We start from the raw sequence: 24,020 nt of genomic DNA, 5'->3' as shown, positions 1-24,020 counted from the left end.
TTGTTGCAGATATCCAGCACCTTTCGCTGCGGCCCTGAATTGAACACCTCGTCAATGCGAGCTCGACGGGACGCACCGGTGCATTCGTCTTCGAATCACCGCGGAAATGTTGGTCAAGCGACGTTCAAGCGACGTTCAAGCCCTGAACATCAGGACCGCCGCCGCCACGCCCACGAGGTCGACCAGAATGACCGGGATGACGCTCACACGGCCTTGCAAGTACGCGCCCAAAGCCCAAAGTCCGGCGACGATAACAGCGGTCAGCCCCAGCTCCGTCGGATATGAAAGTTCTTCCGCATACCATAGGTAACCCGCCGTTGCTCCCATCATCAGGGCGAATTGCACGGCGGCAAATATCGCAGCGCTGCTGGCAAGCGGCTCTCCGTACAACTGCCCCGCCGCTTGCAGGTCGAACGTTGGCGCAGAGGCCTGTGCCTGAAGGTCTTCACTGGAGTCCGTTGGTCGCCAGCCCGGAGGTTTGAGCCAGATGCGCCACTTGTCTGCCCACGACTTCGCTTGCCGCGTTGCCTGCACGAGCGACCAGTATTCTGCAAAGATTGCCCAGCCAGGATCCCAACTGCGCAAGGGCGTCCTCGTTCCATAGACGCAAGGCTCCTCTTCCACCGCGAAAGTCCCGAACATCCTGTCCCAGATCACAAACATGCCGCCATAGTTCTTGTTGAGATATTGGTCGTTGACCGCATGATGCACACGATGGTTCGAGGGCGAAGAAAATACGCGATCAAACCAGCCGAGTTTGCCGACGTGTTCAGTGTGAATCCAGAATTGATACAAGAGGACGATCAGTCCGGCGAGGCCAAACTGCTCCGGCGGCACGCCTATCACCGCAATGGGCAGGTAAAAGATCCAGCCAATAAGCACGACAGTACTTTCTTGCCTCAAGGCGGTGGAGAAATTGAAGTGCTGGCTTTGATGATGGACCACATGGGCAGCCCACATGACAGCGCACTCATGCCCAGCGCGATGCAGCCAATAGTCGAAGAAATCGAACAGGACAATGGCGATCAGCCACCCGTACCAGGTGTCCCACAGCTTGAGGTTGGGAGTTTGGTTCAGCGCATTGAACACAACGACATACAAGCCAATTTGAAAAAGCTGCGTGACCAGCGCCAGCAACTGGCTGATCAGGCCCTGGCTGAGACTGCTCAGCGCATCGTTCAGTCGATAAGTATTACGTTGCCTGAACCAGCCATAAGCGAACTCGGCGCCGATCAGAACAACGAACACAGGAAGTATGAAAACGATGATCTTGTCCATTCACAATCTCAGCAATGTGGTCCCGCTATATGAAGCGTCCATGTTCATTCAGCCAATGGTTCGATCGCAGCAAGAACAAGCGGTCAAGCCAGCCGAGCTTGCCGGCGTCCCGGGTAAGGATTGGGAATCTGACAGACCCGGCTCTTCAAAGAGGCGCTGCGAATCAGTCATGGCACTTGGAAGCGTCCCCCGCTGGAACGCTGTCGCAACAGCTAATCATTGCTTGACTGGAATCGTACAGAATCTACGCAAACACTGCTTGCTGACCGGCAGTTCGATTTAACCGCAGCATGCGCCCGTTTTTCATTATTCGTGTTTCACGACAGATGAATTCACATTGTCTTTCTTTATCCATGACGCTGACACCCCTACGATTGACCCATCCCCAGAACCGGGAAACGCGCGGTTGCGCCCTTCCTGTATCGCATGAACCTTAGGGAATCTTATCGATGCGCCAACGCACCACGAATGTTTCCCCGACAGTGCCACGATCCACACGCGCCAAAACCCTTGTTCTCATCGCGGTGATCTTGGCCTGCATCAGCTTGCCTTTAAGTCTTTCGGCGGGGCCTGCTGCTCAAACCTACATCAGTCGCGACCTTGCGGGAGGCACCATTGCGCTTTCCTGGATCACCAATGCGTTCATGCTCGCTTGCGGCAGTACCCTGATGGTGGCAGGTGCGCTTGCCGATCACTATGGCCGCAAGAAAATCTTCTTTATCGGCATGTTGGTCATGACGCTCGTTTCGCTTCTGATGCCGCTCGCACCAAGCGTCTTGTGGATTGACTTCCTTCGCGTTCCGCACGGTCTTGCGGCTGCCTGTGCTTATGCCGGCGGCGTGTCAATGCTGGCCCAGGAATTCGAAGGTGCTGCGCGCGTCAGGATTTTCAGCCTCATCGGCATCGCGTTTGGCGCAGGCCTCGCCTTCGGCCCGACTCTGGCCGGCATCCTGATCGCTTTTTCCAGCTGGCACGCGGTCTTTCTCAGTAGTGCGCTGATCAGTTTTATCGCTCTGATATTGTGCATTTTCTTCATGACGGACAGCAAGAATCCTTCGGCGCATGGTCTCGACTGGGCAGGTGCCGGCACCTTCACCCTGATGCTCACGCTCTTCACCTTCGCAGTAGTTGAAGCCCCGGTGCATGGATGGACGGGCTCGCTTGTGTTGGGACTGTTTGCGGCGAGTGGTCTGATGCTGGGCCTTTTTGTTGTGATCGAGATGAAAGTCTTGAATCCCATGCTCGATCTCAGTCTGTTTCGCTATCCGCGTTTCGTGGGAGCGCAGCTTCTGCCGCTCGCGACAGCCTATTCATATATTGCGCTGCTTGTTATTCTGCCGCTGCGGTTTATCGGGATTGAAGGGCTCAATGCCCTGGATGCCGGGATACTGATGCTTTATTTTTCAGCGCCGCTGCTCTTTATCCCGTTCCTCTCGGCCATGCTCACCCGATTTATTCCGGTTGGCATCCTGTCGGGTTTGGGCATGCTGATCTCGGTCGCAGGGCTCTTTCTACTTACCCAGGTGCCACTCGGAGATCATGGCATCCTGATGCGCGTGGATCTGCTTCTGATTGGCCTGGGTGCCGCCATCCCATGGGGGTTGATGGATAACCTTGCCGTGAGTGTCGTCCCTAGCGACAAGGCCGGAATGGCCGTCGGTATCTTTGGCGCGTTGCGCGTCTCGATTGACAGCACGGCCATGGCTATTGTGGGTTCATTGCTGGCGCTTTTCGCGCGGCAAACGCTGGCCGACATCAGGCCTGATCAGAATCCGGATACCTTGGTGTCAGGTGCGGCGCAACTCGCTGCCGGAACGCTGGAGAAAGCCGGATCGATCCTTTCGGGTTTCGATCACGCGCACCTGCTCCTGGCTTATGACCTTGCGTTCAAGAAGCTACTTTGGGTTGCGATCATGCTGACCTTGGCTGCTGCCGTTATGGTCTTTATGCTGCTTGGGCGGGTTCGATCCGACCACGGAGAAGTTGCAGCAGAAAAGGAGGACGACGCGCGTCGTGAAGTCTCTGCGGCGTTAGCACATGAATCGCCGGCCCTGGACTAGTGGCTTCCTGCTCGGTGCCTTGGCACCGAGGCACGCATCTTCCAGGAACATCAATCTGGTCACCGGTCCCGATGATCCTGATGACGCAGATTCGCAATGCGCCACACAAGAGGAGCACCGGGTGACTTCGTAGAGGCGCGCCCTCCGGCAGCATTAGCTCGATATTGAAACTTGATATCAATTACTTCGTATTCCTTTTTAAAATGTATCAAGATATTAAATTGGCGGGCTTCATCCATGCGACGCACTGGTGGGTATTCTCGACATTGCCACGATACTAAACCCGCTCGCCTTGGAAGATCTGGAGTTCATTTTTTCATTTTCATCGGAACATCGTCTGTTCAATGAACAACGAGAACGCTTCGCGATAGCCGCATCGCGCCGGTTCAATGCGCTTTTATATCCAAATCACGTGAAGCGCCAAGTTAATCGCAGCGAGATCAACTCCGATGTGTCTTCGTCGCCATTTGTGGCAACAAGCGACGCGGCCCGCCCCACGGCACCGACCGAATACCAGCCTTATTGCAGGGCGATCAAGATAGACAGCCCAGTCCTGCGCCGTCTTGGTACCTTGCCCGATAAATTCAGGTCTATCGTCGGCATCCCCCAACTCCTTACCGCAGTTATTCGCTTCGCAGGCAATAAAAAACCCGCAGAGCCAATAGCTATGCGGGTTTTTCTGGTCATTCCTGAACTACTTAGATCTTGCCAGCGAAACGGTGGTGGGTGCTGACGGGCTCGAACCGCCGACCTACGCCTTGTAAGGGCGCCGCTCTACCAACTGAGCTAAGCACCCGTTTCTCGATCTCGCGATCTTTTAAGCGATCTTTTTTAGGTGATCTTCCAAGCGATCTTCACACCATGATGCGAAGTGCGTGATCCGCTCCGCCAGATTTGAAACCGCTTTAAACCGGTCCGTATCCAGCGAGTCCGCTAGTTTAGCGCATCTTTTAGTGCTTTGCCAGGGCGAAATTTCGGTACCTTCGCAGCTTTGATCTTGATCTCATCGCCGGTACGGGGATTACGGCCGATGCGCGCCGTCCGCTTGCCCACGGCAAAGGTGCCGAAGCCGACCAGCGTCACCGAGCCACCCTTCTTCAGGGTCGTCTTGACCCCGCCGATCACGGCTTCGAGCGCGCGGCTCGCCGCCGCTTTTGAGATGTCGGCTTGTTGCGCAATATGGTCGATCAGGTCCGTCTTGTTCATTGTGATCCCCCGAATAATGGTTAGTGGATGGGCGATGCTGCAAAGAGGTGATTCACGACAGGCTGCTTGAGCGCGGGCCCCGGAAGCCCTAAGTGCGGCGGTCATTAGAAGTAGCCGAAAGACCGGTGTCAACCGGGATTGAGCCTGATTAGGGGGCCCTTGCCGGAACTCTGACGCGCTAAAGCGCACGGCGGACGGGCTAATAAAAAAACCCGCGTGGTCAGTTCACACTGACCACGCGGGGTTTGGGATTCGCTCGACTCCGGCGCAACCGCTTCGGGCCACGCCTCGACGGGGGCGTGGTAACGCTTAGTGCTTCACGAACTCACCAACTGCTGGCGTGTCCTTTTTCTCCGCAACGGCAGGCGTTGCCGGCTTGGCTTCTTCTTCCGGAAGTGCCGCGGGAACACGTTCGAGCGCGAGTTCGAGAACCTTGTCGATCCAACGAACCGGAACGATTTCGATCGAGTTCTTCACGTTGTCCGGAATCTCAGCCAGATCCTTCGTGTTCTCTTCCGGGATCAGCACGAGCTTGATGCCGCCGCGATGCGCCGCCAGCAACTTCTCCTTCAATCCGCCAATAGGCAACACTTCGCCGCGCAACGTGATTTCGCCGGTCATTGCCACGTCTGCACGAACCGGAATACCGGTCAATACGGACACCAGCGCTGTCGTCATTGCGATACCGGCGGACGGACCGTCCTTGGGCGTCGCGCCTTCGGGCACGTGGATGTGGATGTCCTTCTTCTCGAACGCCTCATCCGACACCCCCAGACGACGCGACCGCGAACGCACCACCGAACGCGCTGCCTCGACCGACTCCTTCATCACGTCCCCGAGCGAACCCGTGCGGATGATGTTGCCCTTGCCCGGCATCACAGCGGCTTCGATAGTCAGCAAGTCGCCGCCTACTTCCGTCCACGCGAGACCCGTCACCTGACCGACCTGGTTCTCCTTCGCGGCCAGACCGAAGTCGGTCTTGCGCACGCCGAGGAACGAGTCGATGTTGCTGCCATCGATCCGGACCGCGCCTTCCGCCTTCTTCAGCAGAAGCATCTTCACCACCTTGCGGCAGATCTTCGACATTTCGCGCTCGAGCGACCGAACACCGGCTTCACGCGTGTAGTACCGAATGATGTCGCGGATCGCTTCTTCGGTCAGATCCATCTCGCCAGCCTTGAGGCCGTTGTTGCGGATCTGCTTCGGCAACAAGTACTTCTGCGCAATGTTGATCTTCTCGTCCTCGGTGTAACCCGAGAGGCGAATCACTTCCATCCGGTCGAGCAACGGCGGCGGAATGTTCAGCGAGTTCGACGTCGCTACGAACATCACGTCCGACAGATCGAAATCGACTTCAATGTAGTGATCGGCGAACGTATGGTTCTGTTCCGGATCGAGCACTTCAAGCAAAGCAGACGCCGGGTCGCCGCGGAAATCCATGCCCATCTTGTCGACTTCGTCGAGCAGGAAAAGCGGATTGCGCACACCAATCTTCGACAGGCTCTGCAGGATCTTGCCGGGCATCGACCCAATGTACGTGCGACGGTGTCCGCGAATCTCGGACTCGTCATGCACGCCGCCAAGCGCCATGCGCACGAACTTGCGGTTCGTCGCGCGGGCGATCGACTGGCCAAGCGACGTCTTGCCGACACCCGGAGGCCCGACGAGACACAAGATAGGCGCCTTGACCTTTTCGACCCGTTGTTGGACCGCAAGATACTCGAGGATCCGTTCCTTGACCTTCTCGAGGCCAAAGTGATCTTCGTCGAGCACGCGTTCCGCGTTCGTCAGGTCATTGTTGACCTTGCTCTTCTTGCGCCACGGCAAACCAATCAGCGTGTCGATGTAGTTGCGCACGACCGTGGCTTCAGCCGACATCGGCGACATCAGCTTGAGCTTCTTCAGCTCAGCATCGGCCTTCTTTTTGGCTTCCTTCGGCATGCGCGCGTTGGTGATGCGCTTCTCGAGTTCTTCGAGATCCGCACCTTCCTCGCCTTCGCCCAATTCCTTCTGGATCGCCTTGACCTGTTCGTTCAGGTAATACTCGCGCTGGCTCTTTTCCATCTGACGCTTCACGCGTCCACGAATGCGCTTTTCGACCTGAAGGATGTCGATCTCGGCTTCGAGCTGGGCAAGCAGATGCTCAAGGCGTTCCACAACCGGGAACATCTCGAGAATGTGTTGCTTCTGGTCGAGCTTCAGCGGCAAATGCGCAGCGATAGTGTCGGCCAGGCGACCCGCTTCGTCGATACCCGACAGCGACGTCAGGATCTCAGGAGGGATCTTCTTGTTGAGTTTCACGTACTGATCGAACTGCGACACAATCGCGCGGCGCAGCGCTTCAGTTTCAGCGCTGTCGGCGTGGTCGGGTTCGAGCGGCATCACGTCGCAGGAAAACTGTGTTTCCTGTTCTTCGATCGTGAGCGTCTTCGCACGCTGCAAGCCTTCGACCAGCACCTTCACGGTACCGTCCGGCAGCTTCAGCATTTGCAGGATGTTTGCAATACATCCCACTTCGTACATGTCTTTTTCGGTCGGCTCGTCTTTCGCAGCGGTCTTCTGGGCGACAAGCATGATGTGCTTGCCACCTTCCATCGCGGCTTCGAGTGCCTTGATCGATTTGGGTCGTCCGACAAAGAGCGGAATCACCATGTGCGGGAAAACGACTACGTCACGCAGCGGGAGCAGCGGGAGAGTAATGCGTTCCTGCGGGAGGAGTTGGGTTCCTGACATTTTCATTTCCCCAGTAGTGGAATCAGTTCAGTCGTAAATAAGGCCGTCAAAATGGATTGCAAGCCTTAAGCGTGTGGGAAAAGATCAGTGAATCGAAAAAATTCGCCTCAATAACGTGTCAGTAACATCCACAAGATATCCGAAAAATAAACAAAAAGCCGTTCACGTTGCCATGAACGGCTTTTCGCCGACACACAGCCCAACTCAGTTAGAACCTGCTACCTTCGGCGTGTCTTCGTAGATCAAAAGCGGCTTGCCATCGCCATCGATTGTATTGTCATCTACGATGACCTTGCTCACACCCTTCATTGCCGGCAACTCATACATCACATCCAGCAACGCTTGTTCCAGAATGGAGCGCAGACCACGCGCACCCGTCTTGCGACGGATTGCCTTCAACGCGATAGCCTTCAACGCGCCCGGACGAATCTCCAGGTCCACACGTTCCATGTTGAACAGCTTGTGATACTGCTTCACCAGCGCATTCTTCGGTTCGGTCAGGATCTTGATCAGCGCGTCTTCATCCAGCTTGCCGAGCGTCGCCACCACGGGCAGACGGCCGATCAGTTCAGGAATCAAACCAAACTTGATCAAATCTTCCGGTTCCACTTCGCGCAGCACTTCACCCGCGTCGCGATCCTTCTTGCTCTTCACGCTTGCGCCAAAACCGATGCCGGTCTTTTCCGTACGATCGATGATGACCTTTTCAAGGCCGTCGAACGCGCCGCCGCAAATGAACAGGATGTTGGTGGTGTCGACCTGGATGAAGTCCTGATTCGGGTGCTTGCGGCCGCCTTGCGGGGGCACCGAAGCCATCGTACCTTCAACCAGTTTCAGCAACGCTTGCTGGACACCCTCGCCCGACACGTCGCGCGTGATGGACGGGTTATCCGACTTGCGGCTGATCTTGTCGATTTCGTCGATGTAGACAATGCCGCGTTGGGCCTTGTCGACTTCGTAGTTACAGTTCTGCAGCAGCTTCTGAATAATGTTTTCAACGTCTTCGCCAACATAGCCGGCTTCCGTCAGCGTGGTTGCGTCTGCAATCACGAACGGAACGTTCAACATGCGCGCGAGCGTTTGCGCAAGCAAGGTCTTGCCCGAACCCGTAGGTCCGATCAGCAAGATGTTGCTCTTCGACAACTCGATATCGTCTTTCTTCTCGAGATGCTTGAGACGCTTGTAGTGGTTATAAACCGCCACTGCAAGAATCCGCTTCGCGCGTTCCTGACCGATCACGTACTGGTTCAGGATCTCACTGATCTCTTGCGGGCTCGGCAGATCCGACTTCGTCAGCCCAGCCTCTTCCGCCGCGCCGGCAGCTTCGTCGCGGATGATTTCATTGCACAAGTCGATGCATTCATCGCAGATGAACACAGAAGGACCTGCAATCAACTTCTTGACCTCGTGCTGGCTCTTGCCGCAGAACGAGCAATACAACAGCTTTTCGCTGTTAGAACCTTTTTTGTCCGCCATGGATGTGCGAGCCTCCGGACACTCGATTACATGATACGCCGCTCAATTCACCTACGCAGAAATGGCCTATGCGCAGGTTGAAAGCGTGTGTGGCGTGTGCTTTGACGCCGTTTTCCGCGTTGGCTCCAGCCTGGCGCGCGGCTCGGTTTGCCGTGCCGCCGTTGGCGGTCTGGCCCGAAACCGCAACGTCCGCGTAGACAAAAACGGAACGGCCGGCCATTTATTCCCCAACGACCGGCGCCGTGCGGGCCAAGTACAGCCTTTTAGGGACGCTTGTGAAGTACCTGATCGACGATACCGTAAGCCTGCGCGTCATCACCGGACATGAAATTGTCGCGGTCGGTATCACGTGCGAGACGTTCCGCCGGCTGACCCGTATGGTGCGCGAGCAACTGATTCAGACGTTCCTTCAGGTACAGGATTTCCCGTGCCTGAATCTCGATGTCCGATGCCTGCCCGCGCGCGCCGCCGAGCGGCTGGTGAATCATCACGCGTGAGTTGGGCAGCGCAACGCGCTTGCCCTTGGCGCCCGCTGCCAGCAGGAAAGCGCCCATGCTTGCGGCCAGTCCCATGCAGAGCGTGGCGACATCCGGCTTCACAAACTGCATGGTGTCGTAAATTGCCATGCCAGCCGACACCGAGCCACCCGGGCTGTTGATGTACAGGCTGATGTCCTTGTCGGGGTTTTCGCTTTCAAGGAACAGCAACTGCGCGACCACCAGGTTGGCCGTCTGGTCGTTCACTTCGCCAACCAGGAAAACCAGGCGCTCTTTCAACAGGCGCGAATAGATGTCATAGGCACGTTCGCCGCGGCCGCTCGTTTCCACAACCATGGGCACCAGACCGAGCGCCTTGGTTTCGAAATCATGCGGCGCGTTCGACGCGAGCGTGTCCAGTAATTGAGCGCGAAAGGTCATGCAATTTCCTTGTTCGGAATAGGGATACTGAACGACAAAGGAACATCCGAAAAACGGCACAACGGGGTAACCGCCACCAGCATCCGCATCAACAACGCCAATGCAACCGAAATGCAAAAAAGGCGTGCCGGCCCGTCACCTCGACGGCCCTGCACGCCTTGTCGACGCTGGTTACGCTTGCGCCGTCGCGCTGGCCAATTCTTCGAAGCTTACTTCCTTGTCGCTCACTCGGGCCTTGCCGAGCACGAAGTCAACGACGTTGCTTTCCACAACATACGCTTCCATTTCGGCGAGGCGCTGCTGATTCGAATAATACCAGCGGACGACTTCCTTCGGGTCCTCGTAGCTTTTCGCGAATTCGTCGACTTCCGCGCGAATCTGTTCCGGCTTCGCCTGCAGGTCGTTGGACTTGACCAGTTCGGCCAGAACCAGGCCCAGCTTGACGCGGCGTTCAGCTTGTTCCGCGAACATTTCTGCGGGGATGGGAGCGTCCGCTGCATTCGGCACACCGCGTTGTTGCAGATCCTGACGCGCCATTTCCACCAGACGCTGCTGGTCCTGCTCGATCAGCGCTTTCGGCACGTCGAGTTCGGAGATTTTCAGCAGGGCGTCCATGACCTGATTCTTCACGATCTGCTGCGTGCGGCGCTTGGCTTCGCGCTCCAGATTGTCTTTGATCTCACCGCGCATCTTGGTCGTGTCGCCGTCTTCCACACCCAGCGACTTCGCGAATTCGGAATCGATTTCCGGCAGGTGCGCCCATTCGATCTTCTTCATCGTGATGGTGAACTGGGCTGTTTTGCCGGCCACGTCCTTGCCGTGATAGTCATCGGGGAACTTGAGGTCGAATTCCTTCGACTCGCCGACCTTCAGGCCGAGCGCCGCCGTTTCGAATTCCGGCAACATGCGGCCTTCGCCCAGTACGAACGTGAAGTCTTCAGCGCTGCCGCCTTCGAACAGCACGCCGTCGAGCTTGCCGACGAAGTCCATGGTCACGCGGTCGCCGTCTTTGGCTGCCGTATCCGCGCCGCCGTCACCGTGCTCGCCGCCTTCGCCGCGTGCGTGAAAATGCACGCGCTGCTTGCGCAGGATTTCCAGCGTGCGGTCGATCTCTGCTTCCGAGATGGTCGTGACCGTGCGTTCGATTTCAGCCGTCGCCACGTCGCCGACCTTGACTTCCGGGTACACCTCGAAGGTCGCGTCGAACGCGTATTCGCTTGCTTCGCCCGCCACTTCGCCGCCCTTGGGCGCGAAGCTCGGCTGGCCAGCCACACGCAGGTTTTCGGTGCGCGTGACGTCGAAGAATTCCTTGCCTACCTTGTCGCTCAGCACTTCGGCTTCAACCTGGCCCTGGTACTGCTGCGTCACCATCTTGAGCGGCACCTTGCCCGGGCGGAAACCCGGCATGCGCACGTTTTTCGCCAGCTGACGGATACGCGAATCCACTTCCTTTTGCACCGTATCTTTCGGCAGGGAAATCGTCACACGGCGTTCGAGCTTGCCGAGGTTTTCAACAACGTTAGCCATGGCTTCTATCGTCCTAGAGTAAATCGAGTATTCGGGTTCGTGTGTCTGGTCAGTTCTGGTTCGATCTCGCGCCACGATAGGCGCACGGCGCTTCACGGTTCCTGAACAATGCAAGCAGCCTGACTGAGCCCATTGCCTAAGCCCAATACCGTAGATCCGCCAAGCCGTGACAGGAAGCCGTACGCGCCGGTTTGAGTCAACCGAGCCAAACATTTTACCAAACTATTTGCAAGGGTCGTGGCGGATGAGGGTCCGCTCCGCCAAATTCTGGCAAATTCACCGGCAAATACGGCCCATTTTCGCGGTTTTGGTGCGGGTTTTACCGTCCTCCGCCACCATGATGCCGCTGCGGCGCGGCCCCGGCCGGCGCATTTCCGAACGCGCGTGCGGCCCGTTGCAGTCCATAACGACCTGGATCGACGTGGATTGCATTGCCAGCGCGCATCGCAAGCATGCCGTACATGCATAAGGTTTGATTAATTCGGGCCGTGTCGCTAGATTTCAAGCAAATTCATAAATCGAGACATCATGCCGAATACCCAGCCCGCCGGTTTTTCCGCCTCTTCCCCTCCCCCAGTTGTAGTCATCGCGCCGGATTCCTTCAAGGGTTCGCTCAGCGCGCAACAGGTCGCGGACGCGATTGCGAGCGGTATCCGGCGCGCGCGCAGCGACGCTGTCATCCGCATCGTGCCGATGGCCGACGGCGGCGAAGGCACGCTCGACGCCATGCTTGCGGCGGGCGGCGAGCGGCGCCTGATCGACGTGCGGGGCGCGGCGTCCAAGCGGCGTAACGCCGCAACGGGTTTGCTGGCGGACGGCAGCGCGATCGTGGAAACCGCGGAAGTGGTGGGAATCACGGACCCGGACGGCATGGCCGTGCCGGTCACCGAGCGCAGCACGCTCGGCATGGGCGAAGCCATTCGCACGCTGCTCGATCTCGGCGTACGCAAGTTCTATGTGGCGCTAGGCGGCAGCAGTACGAACGACGGCGGTGCGGGGCTTCTGGTCGGCCTGGGCTTGAAACTCTTCGATGCAGACGGCAAACCCATCGACCCGGTTCCTTCGCAACTTGCGCGAATCGCGCGCATCGACGCGAGCGGGCTCGATCCGCGCGTGCGCGACGCCGAATTCACGGGTATGTCCGATGTGGACAATCCGCTCACCGGCGAGCACGGCGCGACGGCGATTTTCGGGCCGCAAAAGGGCGTGACGCCGGATCAGATCGTCACGATCGACGCAGCGCTCGGCCATTTCGCCGATCTGCTCGAGCCGGCGCTGCAACGTACCGGGCGAGATAAACCCGGCGCGGGTGCTGCGGGCGGGCTGGGGTTTGCGCTGCACATGTTGGGCGCAAGCTTCGAAGCCGGTGCGGAAGTGGTCGCTCGAGAAGTGGGGCTGGATGAGGCCCTCGACGGCGCGAACTGGCTGATCACGGGCGAAGGACGCTCGGATGTGCAGACGCTGCACGGCAAGGCGCCGTTTATCGCGTGTCAGCACGCTCGTGCGCATGGCGTGGAAGCGTCGTTGCTGTCCGGCGCTATCGATCCGGCTGCCCTGCCGCGTTTGTCCGATCATTTCAGCGGGTGTTTCTCTCCTGCGCCCGGCCCGATCACGCTGGAGGTCGCTATCCGCGATGCCGCCACGCTGCTGGCGAACGAAGCCGAACAACTTGCGCGGTTGAAGTTCGGTTCGAGATAAGTGCGCAATGCAACGATCAAGCGGGCGGCGACACGCTGGCCGCTCGCTCCACTTACTCGCTCATCGCGTCCCGGCAACTTTGCCGGGACTGAACAACAAACGGTCCGATATCCACACGATCAGCATCGTCAGACCCATCATCGGGAAGACGATGCCGAGGGCAGTCAGACCGCCGACCCATGCGCGCATCGGCGGATTGAGTAGCGGTCGCGACGGCGCGCCGATCGCCCTGCCCGGTTTGCGTTTGCGCCACATCACGAAGCCGCTGATCGACATCGCCGCAAGTCCTAGCGAGATGAGCGACGCGAGAATCTGGTTCGCCACGCCGAAATAGCGGCCCATGTGCAGCGACGTACCGTACGAAATCCACTGCGCCACACGCCCGTAATCGCGATACGCAATGTCCGAGAGAATCTGGCCGCTGTATCTATCGATATGCAATGTTCGTTCGGCTTGTGGATCGGCGGGAAAGTACGAGACCGTGTACACGCCCTCGGCGGTTGTCGGTAACGCGATGTCGTAGCCATCCCTGACGCCCGCTTGCGCCGCGAGCGCGACGACCTTGTCGAGGGGAATAGTAGGGTCTTTAGCATCCGCGGTGCTGTGCGGAACGCGTGTAGCGCCCACTGCCCATGGTGTCTGCGGCAACGGCAGATCGTCCATCTTCATGCCGGCCATCGACGGATCGGCCGTATCCATTGCGGGCTTCGCGGAATGCACATGCGCGCGGCCCCACGCCCCTTGCGGATAACCAAGCTGCGCGGACGTCGCCAACGCCTTGAATTGCTTGCCCCACGTGCTCGACCATGGCAAGCCGCTGAGCACGAAAAACAATGCGCCAAGCGCGAGCCACGCGCCGCCGACCGCGTGCAATTCACGCCACCATGCACGGCCGTTGGACGACGACAACCTCGGCACGAACCGGCCACCTTTCTGACGCGCCTTCGGCCACCACAAGGCAATGCCCGTTCCGATCATCACGAGCGTCCAGCATCCCGCCAGTTCCATCAGGATCTCGCCTGTCTTTCCCAACATCAATCCGCGATGCAAATTGCGGATCTGCTTCATCAGCCGGTTCTCGACGCTCAGCCTGCCCAGCACCTCACCCGTGTAGGGATTGAGATAAACGCTTTCGCTCGATCCCGATTGGAGCCGGAATACGAATTCAACGCTGCGGCGCGGATCGGTCGTGATCACAGCGGTGCTCGGCACGGCATCGCGCGGTTCGGCGGCGCTCGCTTTCGCGAGCAAGACTTGCTGGCTCAGACGCGGCTCGGCGCGGGCATCGACGATCATGCGATCGCGATACAGCAGTGGCTCGATCTGCGGCTGGAAGCAGTACAGCGTGCCGGTAATTGCAAGCACCAGCAGCAGCGGCATGACAAACAAGCCGGCATAGAAATGCCAGCGCCATAACAACCGATGGCGCGCAGCGACGCGGACATCGGAGAGAGAAGCGGATTGCATGTGAAGTGTCCTTCTATAAGTTGGCTACAGGCTCAAGAGACCCAAAAGCGCCATGACGACCATCAGATCCCGATCCGGCCTTCGACATAAACCGTCCGTCCCGCGTACGGATGGAACACGTAGTAACGGTGATCGAAGAGGTTATCCACGCCGATGCCGAGCTCGGTTCGCTTGCTTGGCCGGAAGGTGAATTTGGCGTCGACGACCGTGTACGTGCTCGTGCCGCCGTAAGTGTTCGGGTTCGTGTCGGTGTTGGTGAGCGTGTTGTATTCGCGGCCCGAATAGCGCGCCGCGACCGTGACGGCGCTCTGGCTCGTTGCGCGCCAGGTGGCGGCCACGTTTGCGCGCCACAACGGGATGCGATAGAAGTACTTGCCCACTGACGCCGGGTTGCCACTGTTCGCGACAATCTTCGATTGCGTATAAGCCAGTCCCGCCGTGAGATCCAGCCCCCGAATCAGCACGTCTTGCCCTTCGTAGCTCGTCTCCATGCCTCGCGAACGCACCTTGTCGATATTCTGAAAATTCGTGATGTTCGGAATCACGGTGGTGTTCGTCTGGCTGAACAGCGTGTTCTTCACATCGTCCTGGAACAGTGTGAAGCGGTATACGCCGTTTCCGTGTTGCCACTCGGCCGTGAGTTCGTTCGAGAGATCGTCTTCCGGTTTCAGATTCGGGTTGTTGTTGACGATCGACAGCCCCGTGATCTGTCCTTGAAATAACTCGCCGACGCTCGGGAACCGATATGCCCGTCCTATCGATGCGCGCAGCAACAGGTCTTGCGTGACATCAAAGGACAGGGAGGCTTTCGGCGACCAGTGGCTCTGGCTGACTTCAGCGTAATTCAGCGAGGTAGCGCCTACCGCCCGCGTGCCGTCGTACGCGTTCCAGTTCTCGTAGCGCGCGCCGTAGGTGAATTTCCAGCGCGGCAGGAACCGCCACGCATCTTGCGCGTACACGGCTTGCGTCTCGGTGCGCCCGCCGAATGCGTTGGCAAACGAGGTCCCGCCGCCGTCGCGCCAGGCGGGCGTGTTGTAGGTTTCGTTGTCGAGGAAATAGTTGTCGTAGTGATAACCGAACGACAACCCGTGCGCGCTCAGACCGGCCGTGGGCGTGGCGGGCGTCCAGGTCGTACGCAGGTCGAGCGTTTTCCAGCCGGTGCCATCGCCGAATGCGATCGTGCCGGCGCCGTTGCCCGGAACGCCTGAGTTCGCCGAGCGGGCAATGCTCTGCGTGATATCGAAATACGACGCGAGGACTTCCGCGTTCCAGCCGGATGCGTTGCGCGTTTTCAGCGACAGCCCGTACAGGAAGTTCTCGCTTGCCCCCTGGCTCGGCGCGAACGTGGCGGCCGGTACGTTGTATTCGTCACCGCCAATACTCACGAGGCCGCTATAGACCGGGTTGCCGGCGGCATCGCGGAGAAATGATTGGGTATCGCTGTTGTATTTCTGATGCCAGTAACCAAGCGTGAAGCCGGCTTGCAAAGCAGGCGTGAAGTCGTACACGAGCTTCAGCTTGAACTGGTCCTGAAACGTCCGTTCAATCCCTTCCGATGTCATGCCCAGCACCGCCGTGCGGTTGTTGTTCTGGTCATTGTAGAAATACGCGCCAGTCACCGGACGATCCGGCGCCTTCGCCGGGGTGGCGGATGCCGCCAGGGTCGCGAATTGCAGCGGCTGGCCAGTGTTTTCCAGATGATCGACACCGATCAGCCAGGACAGGTTGCCGTTCTTGTCGCCGAGGGTCGCCGACGAATTCGTGCCGTTGAAACTGCGATTCACGCCGAACAGATCGAAGTGCTGGCTGAACGCCTGGACGTGGGCATCGGCTTCGAACTTCTCCGGCATGCGCGTGGTGATAGCGACCGTCGCGCCGATCGAGTTGCCGGGATACAGCGCCGAATACGGGCCGTAGATCACGTCGGTGCGCTCGATGTCGTCGGCGAAAACCATCGACCAGCGCGGCGCGAACGTGAACGTATTGCCGAGGAAATTGCTGAGCAGCAGGCCGTCGGCGTACACCAGCCCGCGCGCCGTTTGCGAATTGCTCGTGCCGCGCACGGCAATAGGCGAATTCACATCGCCGATAAAACGCTTGCGCACCGCCATGTTCGGCACGTACTTCAGCACGTCTTCGGGCGTGACCACGTTCCAGTATTGCGACTGATCGGCGGTGATCGTGGCCGTCGTGGCGGGAAGATCTGGGTCGAGCGGAGAACGCGCAGAGGAACCCGCGGTGCTGGTGACGACAACGGGGGCGAGTTGGACGGCATCGCCGTCGCGGTTATAAGGCGTAGTTTCGGGCGTACTTTCGGGCGTGCTTTCCGATCCAGCGGCGGCAGGGGCAGCAAGTACAAAGGCGGGCGCCAGCAGGGAAAGCGGTAAGCAGGCATGGCGTTGGAAGGTGCAACGATGAAACGGATGAAACATGAACGCGCGCGAACGCAGGGCGGCACGGCAGCCTGACGGCTGCCGTGCTCGCTTGAGGAGCTTGAGCATCGAAGAAAATCCTGAATGAGTGGACGCAGACCGGCCGGCCACGGGCGCTAACGGCGCGCGTAGTCACGGCAAACAGCCGGTCTATACGGACGGGCTTCAGGAAACGATGGGCGGCGCGCGTGCAGACGCGGCGTTGAACGACTTGACATGAACGACTTGCGCAAACGGCGCGAAGACCCCGCGCGTGACATGTTCGACTCGCACCAGCGCGGCCGGCGGCGCCGATGCCAGCGGCACGTTATGCGCGAGCAAGCCACAGTAAGAACAGGCCTCGAACGAATCGGCACCGGCCATGTGATGGCCGGCTTGTCCGGTACTTTGAGCTGCAGGATGCGGTGTCGAAGAGAGCGCGGTTGAAACTATTTGCGCGAGGGCATCGGCGGAACAGATCGCTGCTTGCGGATCGACACCCTGCTGACGCGACGCCAGCGTCTGGCTAATCACCGGCGCGACAATAGCCAGCCACATGGCTGCCATGCCGAGCCATGCAACGAAGCGATTTCGCGAAGTGCGATTCATCAGGGTAAGTTCAGCCGCGGATAGGCAAACGAGAATGAGTGGCGATTGTAAGCACGTCGTTCGTGCTACGCAATGTGGTTCGGGGTTTCAGGTGGGGTTTCGAGGTATATCGGCGGCAGATGTTCGGTGTTTGGGTTTCGTCCGCATCGGGTCAGGTTCTGCCAGCGCTCCTTCTATGTCCCTACACGCGCATATTGCACATGGAGACATCGGCCATCGATTCGGTTAGAATGCCGGGCTTGGCGCGACGCACGCACCTGCGTCGCCGGGAAATTCGCTTTCCCGAGGTTGCGCAAGCGAAGTCCGTAATTGGACGCGGAACGGGACGCGGAACGGACGCGGTTGGGCACGGATTGCCCGTTTCCCCGCCCTCCCGAACCCGCTTTAACTAGCCGCACAAACGCGCGTGAGTGGCGAAATTGGTAGACGCACCAGGTTTAGGTCCTGACGGCAGCAATGTCGTGTCGGTTCGAGTCCGACCTCACGCACCAAGCTGAAAACAAAGCCTCGCAGTGAAAACTGCGAGGCTTTGTCATTTGCGCGGCTGGTTTCTCGGCTGGTTTCTCGGCTGAAGCTGCGGCCCGACTCAGGCCCGACTCAGGTTCGACTCAGGCAGCGCGCTGAGTCAGCACTTCATCGATCAACCCGTAATCCCGCGCCTGATCCGCCGACATGAAATTATCGCGGTCGGTGTCACCTGCTATCTGTTCCACACTCCTTCCCGTACGCTCCGCCATGATTTCGTTCAGGCGCCGGCGCGAATACAGCACCTCTTGCGCCTGGATGGCAATGTCGGCAGCTGTTCCCTGCGAGCCGCCCGAAGGCTGGTGGATCATGATGCGCGCGTTGGGTAGCGCAAACCGTTTGCCCTTTGCGCCCGCGCTCAGCAAGAACGTGCCCATGCTCGCGGCGAATCCAGTGCACAGCGTCGAGACGTCTGGCCGGATGAACTGCATGGTGTCAAAAATTGCCATGCCGTCGTAGACGGAACCTCCCGGCGAATTGATGTACAGCGCGATGTCCTTCTCGGGGTTATCCGCTTCGAGAAACAGCAGTTGCGCGACGATCAAGCTCGCCGTCTGGTCCGTCACCGGCCCGACCAGGAAAATTATGCGTTCGCGCAGCAGCCGCGAATAAACGTCGTAGGCGCGCTCGCCGCGTCCGGAATGTTCAATGACAGTCGGCACGAGGCCAAGGTTGTGGGGAATCGTGTGGGGACTCATTTCGCTGCGGTTCCTTTGCTTTTGCTCACTGTGGATGCCTTCAGCCGATATGACGCACAAGGCCGTCCGTGCGTGACGCCCGTTCACGCGATATATTTTTGCCGGCGGCTGTCACATTCGCGTGGCGCCAGCCGTCAGGGCGATACAGGGTGAAAGCACGACTAACGGGGGGAACCCGCATGACTGATACGGATATCGATCGCGACACGGCGCCACTCGCCCTCTTCGAGGCGTCGCGCGCGCGGCTGTTTTCGCTGGCTTACCGGATCCTTGGCGTGCGCGCGGACGCCGAGGACGTCGTCCAGGACACGTTCGTGAAATGGCACCTGCATCAGCGCAAAGAGGGTGCCGCGGGTGGCCACGCACTGGACACGCCCGCAGCGTGGCTCGCGACGGTCGCAAAACGTACCGCCATCGACCGCTTGCGGCGCCTGAAACATGAAGCGCCCTTGCCGGGCGGCATCGACAATCGCGACGGTTTTGATTCAATCGATCACGCTCCGTCGGCCGAGACACTCGCGCAACAGACGTCGGATTTATCGTATGGAATGCGCCGCGTGCTCGACCGGCTGTCGGCTGAGGAACGGGCGGCGTTCCTGCTGCGCGAGGCGTTCGAAGCGGACTACGCGAGTATCGCGAAGATCCTTAACCGGAGCGCCGCGCATTGCCGGCAAATAGTGCATCGCGCGAAAGACCGGGTGCGGGACGATCGGAAATCCAATGACGCCACGCAGACGGCGCATGGAGAAGACGCGATCGAGCCGCTGCTGGATGCGATCGCGCGTCAGGACGTCAGCGCGCTAGTCGCGCTGACGCTTGCCACGGCGTCGGTCCCGTCGCCGGAGTTTGTTCCGGGCACGACGGTCTGCGCGACGGCGATCGCCGAGCAGCAGGCCGCCCTCCTGACGCACGCGTTGATCGCGCGGCTGCGGATCGGTCGCATCGACTTGCCGTCAAACGTCACCGGCCAGCGCGCATCCTCCCTCGTGGCCGTCTGACGCCTTCGTGCGACGGCCGCGGTCCAGCGACGGGAAAAAACCCGCGCGGGGCCGCTGGTCAAGCCTCAAACGAATTCTTTCACTCGAGGCGTCTCGTGTATCCTGAAAACCGGTGTCTGGAACGTCCAGCCACCTCGATCAAGGATCCACAATGGCTTTCAACAATCAGGCCGCGACAGTCGCGGTAGGGTCGCGGAGCATGATGACCAGCGGCCTCCTGCCTGTTGGTTTTCGCTTGCACGGGGCAGTCAGGTGAACGAGCCGCAACGCTTTACCGTGAGGCACACGAGCATCTACCGGTATTCGGAACCGGTGGATTTCGGCGAGCATCGAATGATGTTCCGGCCGAGGTCCAGCCACGATCTGCGCCTCGTCACCATGCAGCTGAAGATCACGCCGGAACCCGCGCGCTTACGCTGGCTGCACGATATCTTCGACAACTCGGTGGCCGTCGCCACGTTCGATAGCCAGGCGCCGGAGCTGACGTTCGAAAGCGAAGTCACGCTCGAGCACTTCGAAGCACCGCAGCCCGACTACGCGCTCGAGCGCTACGCCGCCACGTTTCCGTTTGCGTACACGAATGAAGAAGCGTCCGACCTGGTCAACGCGCGCAACCGGCCAGAGCCGGACGGCGATGTCGATGCCTGGGCAAAACGCTTTGTCACGCCTGGCGAACCCATGGGCACGATGGCGCTGCTGCGCAAGATCAACCAGGCGATCAACGACGACTTCAAGTACGTCCGCCGCACGGAAAAGGGCGTGAATCGTCCCGCCGACACGTTGCGCCTGCGCACCGGCAGTTGCCGGGACTTCGCCGTGTTCATGATGGACGTGGTGCGCTCGCTGGGCCTGGCCGCGCGCTTCGTCAGCGGCTACATCTTCGTGCCTGATCTTGATTCCCCGCTCGCCCCCACGCTTGACACCCCGCTTGACACCAAGCGCGACACGACACGCGGCGGCGGCGCCACGCATGCGTGGCTGCAAATTTATCTTCCCGGCGCTGGCTGGGTTGATTTCGACCCGACCAACAGCATTATCGGCAATCGTCATCTCATCCGCGTCGCGGTTGCATGGGACCACCATCAGGCCCTCCCGCTATGGGGAACCTGGAACGGCGAGCCCGGCTCGTTCCGCAGCCTCGATGTCGAGGTCAGCGTGACCGAGAACCGCTGATGTCCTCTTCCATAGAAAGGCCACTCTTATGAAACTCCGCGTTGGTTACGAGCTGGTCTACGAGTGTCAGCAACCGACACCCATGCTTCTCATGCTGAACACGCACTTCTCGTTCGCCCCCCAGGTCTTGCTCGCGGACCTGCTGGTCGTTGATCCGCCGGTGCCGATCTCGCAGTATCGCGATGGCTTCGGCAACCTGTGCAGCCGGATTGTCGCGCCCGAAGGCCAGATAGCGCTGTCGACATCGGCGTTGCTCGAAGTGCCGGATGAGTTCGAAAAACCCGGACCGGAAGGCGAGCAGCATCCAGTTGAAAACCTGCCCAACGAATGCCTGGTGTTTTTGCTCGGCAGCCGTTATTGCGAAACGGACCTGCTTTCAGACTTCGCGTGGAAAACCTTCGGCAATACGCCACTGGGACGCCCGCGAGTGCAGGCGATCTGTGACTTCGTGCATAACCACATCGTGTTCAATTACGCGCACGCGCGGCCGACCAAGACCGCGTGGGAAGCGTATAACGAGCGTCAGGGCGTATGCCGGGATTTCGCGCATCTGGCCGTCACCTTATGTCGCGCGATGAATATTCCCGCGCGCTACTGCACGGGATATATCAGCGACGCCGGTATGCCGCCGCCCTACACGGCGATGGATTTCGCCGCGTGGTTCGAGGCTTTTATCGGCGGAAGCTGGCAGACCTTCGATGCGCGCAACAACGTCCCGCGGATGGGCCGCGTGTTGATGGCGCGTGGGCGCGACGCCGCCGATGTCGCAATCAGCAATACCTTCGGCCCCACCAAGCTGCTCAAATTCGATGTGGTTTGCGAAGAAGAATAACGAGCATTTTCATTTCGGATATCTAACGGAAATTGCGCCGCGCAGAACTGGGGGACACCACGGCGTGGCGGCACCCGTTTCGCCTCGCCTTGCAGCACATTCGCATCCGGGAGATAATTCGGGCTCAATATCGCGTGCAGTGGGTCAGCGCAGTGAGCCAGATTCCTGCTGCACCGAAAAAGACAATGCTGCATCCTCCCTTACCTGTCCAGTCTCCAGAACCGCGCGAGCCATTGAATTTCAATGGCTTTTTTTCTGGCCCGGACCGATCGGCTCACGCCGTCCTCACCTTCCATTGCCGTGAACTTCGACGACTACTGCCAGCAAAAAGCCGCGCCCGATGGCTCCAGCACGTACTACGCGCTGCGCCGTGCGCCCTCGGCCAGACAGCCGCTCCTGACAGCGTTTTACGCATTGCGCCGGGAGCTGGAAGATACCGTCAAGGAAACCAGCGACCCCACGATCGGCCGGACCAAGCACGCCTGGTGGCAAAAGGAATTGGCAAGCCTGTTCGACGGCGAACCCGCCCATCCCGTGACGAAAGCGATTGCCGCGCATCAGGCGAACACCCCGGTTCTCGACGAGCAAGGACGGGAATCCATCGACAACCTTGTCGATGGCTTCAGCATGGACCTCGATCAGGCACGGTATCTCGACTGGACCGATCTGCGTCGCTATCTGGATAACGTCGGCGGCGCGTTTGCGTTGATCATCGCCCGCGCGAGCGCACACCGTCCCGATAATGCTCCGGGCTGGGCCAACTCGCTTGGCACGGCGCTGATGCTGGCGGAGCGCATCGCGGAAATCGGCGACGACGCGCGTCACGGCCGCATCTATATCCCCATCGATGAAATGCAGCGCTTCAATGTCACCGCGGCCGATCTCATCAACCGCAAATACAGCGACGCGTTCACTGACCTCATGCGCTTCCAGATCGGCCGCGCGCGCGAAGCACTTAAGCAATCACTGGCCGCGATCCCTGCAGACGAGCGCGCTACACAGCGCGTGCTGCGAACGCAAGCGGCTCTGTCGCTGGCATTGTTCGACGAGATAGAACGCGAAAACTTCCAGGTGCTCCATCAGCAGATTGCGCTCACGCCTATCCGAAAACTGTGGATCAGTTGGCGCGTGAGATAGGTTCCTCAGGCTCAACCCCGCTTGGGATTGAAACGCCCGATACGCCCGCTTGCCTAGGCTCGCAGTAAAGGCAGCGTCTCGAACTTTTGTCCGAGGACCGCGGTGGAATTCATGCCCCACCACGGCCCGAGCACGGTCGCGTACATCTGCCTGAAATCCACGCCCACCGGCAGATTGCCGTTGCCATCCAGCCGCGCCAATTCCGGCGCAACGCCGTGAAGGCCGCCATTCACACGGCCGCCCATCACGAAATGCGGCGCGACCGTGCCGTGATCCGTCCCGTTGCTCTGGTTCTCGCGCGGCCGCCGGCCAAACTCGGCATAGGTCATGATGAGCGTCTCGTTCCATCGGCCCAGTTCGACCAGCGCCGAGCGCATCGCAACCATGCCCTCCGATAACTGCTTGAGCAACGCGGCCTGCTGACCCGGCTGGTTCTGATGCGTATCGAAACCATTGAGCGTCAGGCGGATCACCGCGACGCCCTGCCCCGTTTGCGGCAGGCCGGCAGGAGTATCGGTCGCGGCAAGCACTTGCATGGCGGTCTTGATCGATGTGCCGAACGCACCGCCCGGAAATTGCGTCTTGAGCGCGAACTGGCCAGCGCGCGGACGCAGCCGGTCAGCGGCCTTCACGATTTCGTTTTCCACATCCAGAATATGCGCGAGCGCGGGGTTGCGCTCCTTCAGCGATACCGGCGTCGCAAGCCGAGCCTGTTTCTCGAACTGGGCCGGATTCACGAGCGCGACGGCACGTGCGCCGTTCGCGAGCGGTCCCATTTCCGCGCTGCCGATCACCACGGCATCGGCAGCAAATCCTGCCGGCACGGGCTGCGCGCGAAATGTGCGCGTGAGCCAGCCTTCGTGGAGATACTGATCGGATCGCGAGCCGGTATCCCAAATCTCGATGGATCGAAAATGCGAGAGGTTCGGTTGCGGATAACTCACACCCTGCACGATCGCGAGTTGCTGGTCTTTCCAGAGCGGCATCAATGGCTGCATGGCGGGATGAAGGCCCGTGCGTTGGTCGAGCTGGATGACCTGTTCACGCTTGACACCGATCCCCGGGCGCAGCGTGGCGTATGCCGGATCCGCAAACGGAATCACAGTGTTCAGGCCGTCGTTGCCACCCTTCAGTTCGACCAGGATCAACACGTTGCCGTATCCGCTCGAACGCATCTCGACCGGAAGCGCGTTTGCCGCAGCAAATGCCGAGGGCGCAAGCGCGAAGGCGCTGGCCGCGCCGGTCATCGAAAGGAAATCGCGTCGTTTCATAGGG

At 59.6% G+C, this 24,020-nt stretch carries 18 protein-coding genes and 2 tRNA genes; 8 read left to right on the top strand and 12 right to left on the bottom strand.

Annotated elements, in window-relative coordinates; all coding sequences use genetic code 11:
• Window positions 1–135: 135 nt before the first annotated feature.
• Window positions 136–1,278 carry a sterol desaturase family protein gene (locus BSU04_RS05125; RefSeq protein WP_089159579.1) on the bottom strand — a complete coding sequence of 381 codons (1,143 nt, stop codon included), beginning with the start codon at window positions 1,276–1,278 and terminating at the stop codon, window positions 136–138.
• Between the two features lie 449 nt (window positions 1,279–1,727).
• Between BSU04_RS05125 and BSU04_RS05120 the strand changes: the two genes are divergently transcribed.
• Window positions 1,728–3,338 (top strand): MFS transporter, encoded by a 1,611-nt coding sequence (locus tag BSU04_RS05120; RefSeq protein ID WP_089159578.1) that lies wholly within the window; start codon window positions 1,728–1,730, stop codon window positions 3,336–3,338.
• 250 nt (window positions 3,339–3,588) lie between these two features.
• Complete coding sequence (locus tag BSU04_RS45215; protein WP_144021128.1) at window positions 3,589–4,071, top strand: hypothetical protein; 483 nt, start codon at window positions 3,589–3,591, stop codon at window positions 4,069–4,071.
• On the opposite strand, the gene BSU04_RS05115 is transcribed toward BSU04_RS45215, so the two are convergent.
• From BSU04_RS05115 to tig, 6 genes are all read right to left on the bottom strand, one after another.
• Window positions 4,059–4,134: transfer RNA gene (locus tag BSU04_RS05115), tRNA-Val, on the bottom strand. The genes BSU04_RS45215 and BSU04_RS05115 overlap by 13 nt on opposite strands.
• Window positions 4,135–4,271: 137 nt before the next feature.
• Window positions 4,272–4,544 carry an HU family DNA-binding protein gene (locus BSU04_RS05110; protein WP_047896884.1) on the bottom strand — a complete coding sequence of 91 codons (273 nt, stop codon included), beginning with the start codon at window positions 4,542–4,544 and terminating at the stop codon, window positions 4,272–4,274.
• Between the two features lie 309 nt (window positions 4,545–4,853).
• Entirely contained in the window at window positions 4,854–7,277 is a 2,424-nt protein-coding gene (lon, locus tag BSU04_RS05105) for an endopeptidase La (protein ID WP_089159634.1), read from the bottom strand.
• A gap of 204 nt (window positions 7,278–7,481) precedes the next feature.
• Window positions 7,482–8,753 carry an ATP-dependent Clp protease ATP-binding subunit ClpX gene (clpX, locus tag BSU04_RS05100; RefSeq protein WP_089159577.1) on the bottom strand — a complete coding sequence of 424 codons (1,272 nt, stop codon included), beginning with the start codon at window positions 8,751–8,753 and terminating at the stop codon, window positions 7,482–7,484.
• A gap of 263 nt (window positions 8,754–9,016) precedes the next feature.
• A complete protein-coding gene (gene clpP, locus BSU04_RS05095) occupies window positions 9,017–9,670 on the bottom strand; it encodes an ATP-dependent Clp endopeptidase proteolytic subunit ClpP (RefSeq protein WP_089159576.1) in 654 nt (217 codons plus the stop codon).
• Between the two features lie 171 nt (window positions 9,671–9,841).
• Window positions 9,842–11,197, bottom strand: a complete 1,356-nt coding sequence (gene tig / locus BSU04_RS05090; RefSeq protein WP_089159575.1) for a trigger factor — start codon at window positions 11,195–11,197, stop codon at window positions 9,842–9,844.
• A gap of 528 nt (window positions 11,198–11,725) precedes the next feature.
• On the opposite strand from tig, the gene BSU04_RS05085 reads away from it, so the two are divergent.
• Window positions 11,726–12,895: a glycerate kinase gene (locus BSU04_RS05085; RefSeq protein WP_089159574.1), complete on the top strand. Its 1,170-nt coding sequence runs from the start codon at window positions 11,726–11,728 to the stop codon at window positions 12,893–12,895.
• A 60-nt stretch (window positions 12,896–12,955) separates the two neighbouring features.
• Here the strand turns inward: BSU04_RS05085 and BSU04_RS05080 are convergent, their stop codons facing one another.
• The 3 genes from BSU04_RS05080 to BSU04_RS05070 form a co-directional block, all read right to left on the bottom strand.
• Complete coding sequence (locus BSU04_RS05080; protein ID WP_089159573.1) at window positions 12,956–14,362, bottom strand: PepSY-associated TM helix domain-containing protein; 1,407 nt, start codon at window positions 14,360–14,362, stop codon at window positions 12,956–12,958.
• A gap of 62 nt (window positions 14,363–14,424) precedes the next feature.
• Window positions 14,425–16,794 carry a TonB-dependent receptor gene (locus BSU04_RS05075; protein ID WP_373452799.1) on the bottom strand — a complete coding sequence of 790 codons (2,370 nt, stop codon included), beginning with the start codon at window positions 16,792–16,794 and terminating at the stop codon, window positions 14,425–14,427.
• 165 nt (window positions 16,795–16,959) lie between these two features.
• Window positions 16,960–17,382: a DUF2946 domain-containing protein gene (locus tag BSU04_RS05070; protein ID WP_089159571.1), complete on the bottom strand. Its 423-nt coding sequence runs from the start codon at window positions 17,380–17,382 to the stop codon at window positions 16,960–16,962.
• Between the two features lie 404 nt (window positions 17,383–17,786).
• On the opposite strand from BSU04_RS05070, the gene BSU04_RS05065 reads away from it, so the two are divergent.
• A tRNA-Leu gene (locus tag BSU04_RS05065) sits at window positions 17,787–17,873 on the top strand.
• Window positions 17,874–17,990: 117 nt separating this feature from the next.
• Here BSU04_RS05065 and clpP (BSU04_RS05060) read toward each other — a convergent pair.
• Complete coding sequence (clpP, locus tag BSU04_RS05060; protein WP_089159570.1) at window positions 17,991–18,605, bottom strand: ATP-dependent Clp endopeptidase proteolytic subunit ClpP; 615 nt, start codon at window positions 18,603–18,605, stop codon at window positions 17,991–17,993.
• Between the two features lie 179 nt (window positions 18,606–18,784).
• Between clpP (BSU04_RS05060) and BSU04_RS05055 the strand changes: the two genes are divergently transcribed.
• The 4 genes from BSU04_RS05055 to BSU04_RS05040 all read left to right on the top strand — a co-directional run bounded on the left by BSU04_RS05055 (window position 18,785) and on the right by BSU04_RS05040 (window position 22,745).
• On the top strand, window positions 18,785–19,603 hold the full coding sequence (locus BSU04_RS05055) for a sigma-70 family RNA polymerase sigma factor (RefSeq protein ID WP_089159569.1): 819 nt from the start codon (window positions 18,785–18,787) through the stop codon (window positions 19,601–19,603).
• Window positions 19,604–19,855: 252 nt separating this feature from the next.
• Window positions 19,856–20,776, top strand: coding sequence for a transglutaminase family protein (locus BSU04_RS05050; RefSeq protein ID WP_089159568.1), 921 nt, complete (start codon window positions 19,856–19,858; stop codon window positions 20,774–20,776).
• Between the two features lie 28 nt (window positions 20,777–20,804).
• Window positions 20,805–21,608 carry a transglutaminase-like domain-containing protein gene (locus BSU04_RS05045; RefSeq protein WP_089159567.1) on the top strand — a complete coding sequence of 268 codons (804 nt, stop codon included), beginning with the start codon at window positions 20,805–20,807 and terminating at the stop codon, window positions 21,606–21,608.
• A 243-nt stretch (window positions 21,609–21,851) separates the two neighbouring features.
• Window positions 21,852–22,745 (top strand): squalene/phytoene synthase family protein, encoded by an 894-nt coding sequence (locus BSU04_RS05040; RefSeq protein ID WP_179258209.1) that lies wholly within the window; start codon window positions 21,852–21,854, stop codon window positions 22,743–22,745.
• Between the two features lie 53 nt (window positions 22,746–22,798).
• Here the strand turns inward: BSU04_RS05040 and BSU04_RS05035 are convergent, their stop codons facing one another.
• A complete protein-coding gene (locus BSU04_RS05035) occupies window positions 22,799–24,016 on the bottom strand; it encodes a DUF1501 domain-containing protein (RefSeq protein ID WP_089159566.1) in 1,218 nt (405 codons plus the stop codon).
• Between the last annotated feature and the right edge of the window lie 4 nt (window positions 24,017–24,020).

This window comes from Caballeronia sordidicola, from assembly GCF_002220365.1.
Classification (GTDB): domain Bacteria; phylum Pseudomonadota; class Gammaproteobacteria; order Burkholderiales; family Burkholderiaceae; genus Caballeronia; species Caballeronia sordidicola_C.
The sequence above is the reverse complement of the archived record's forward strand: the minus strand, read 5'-3'. Positions and strand labels throughout refer to the sequence as shown.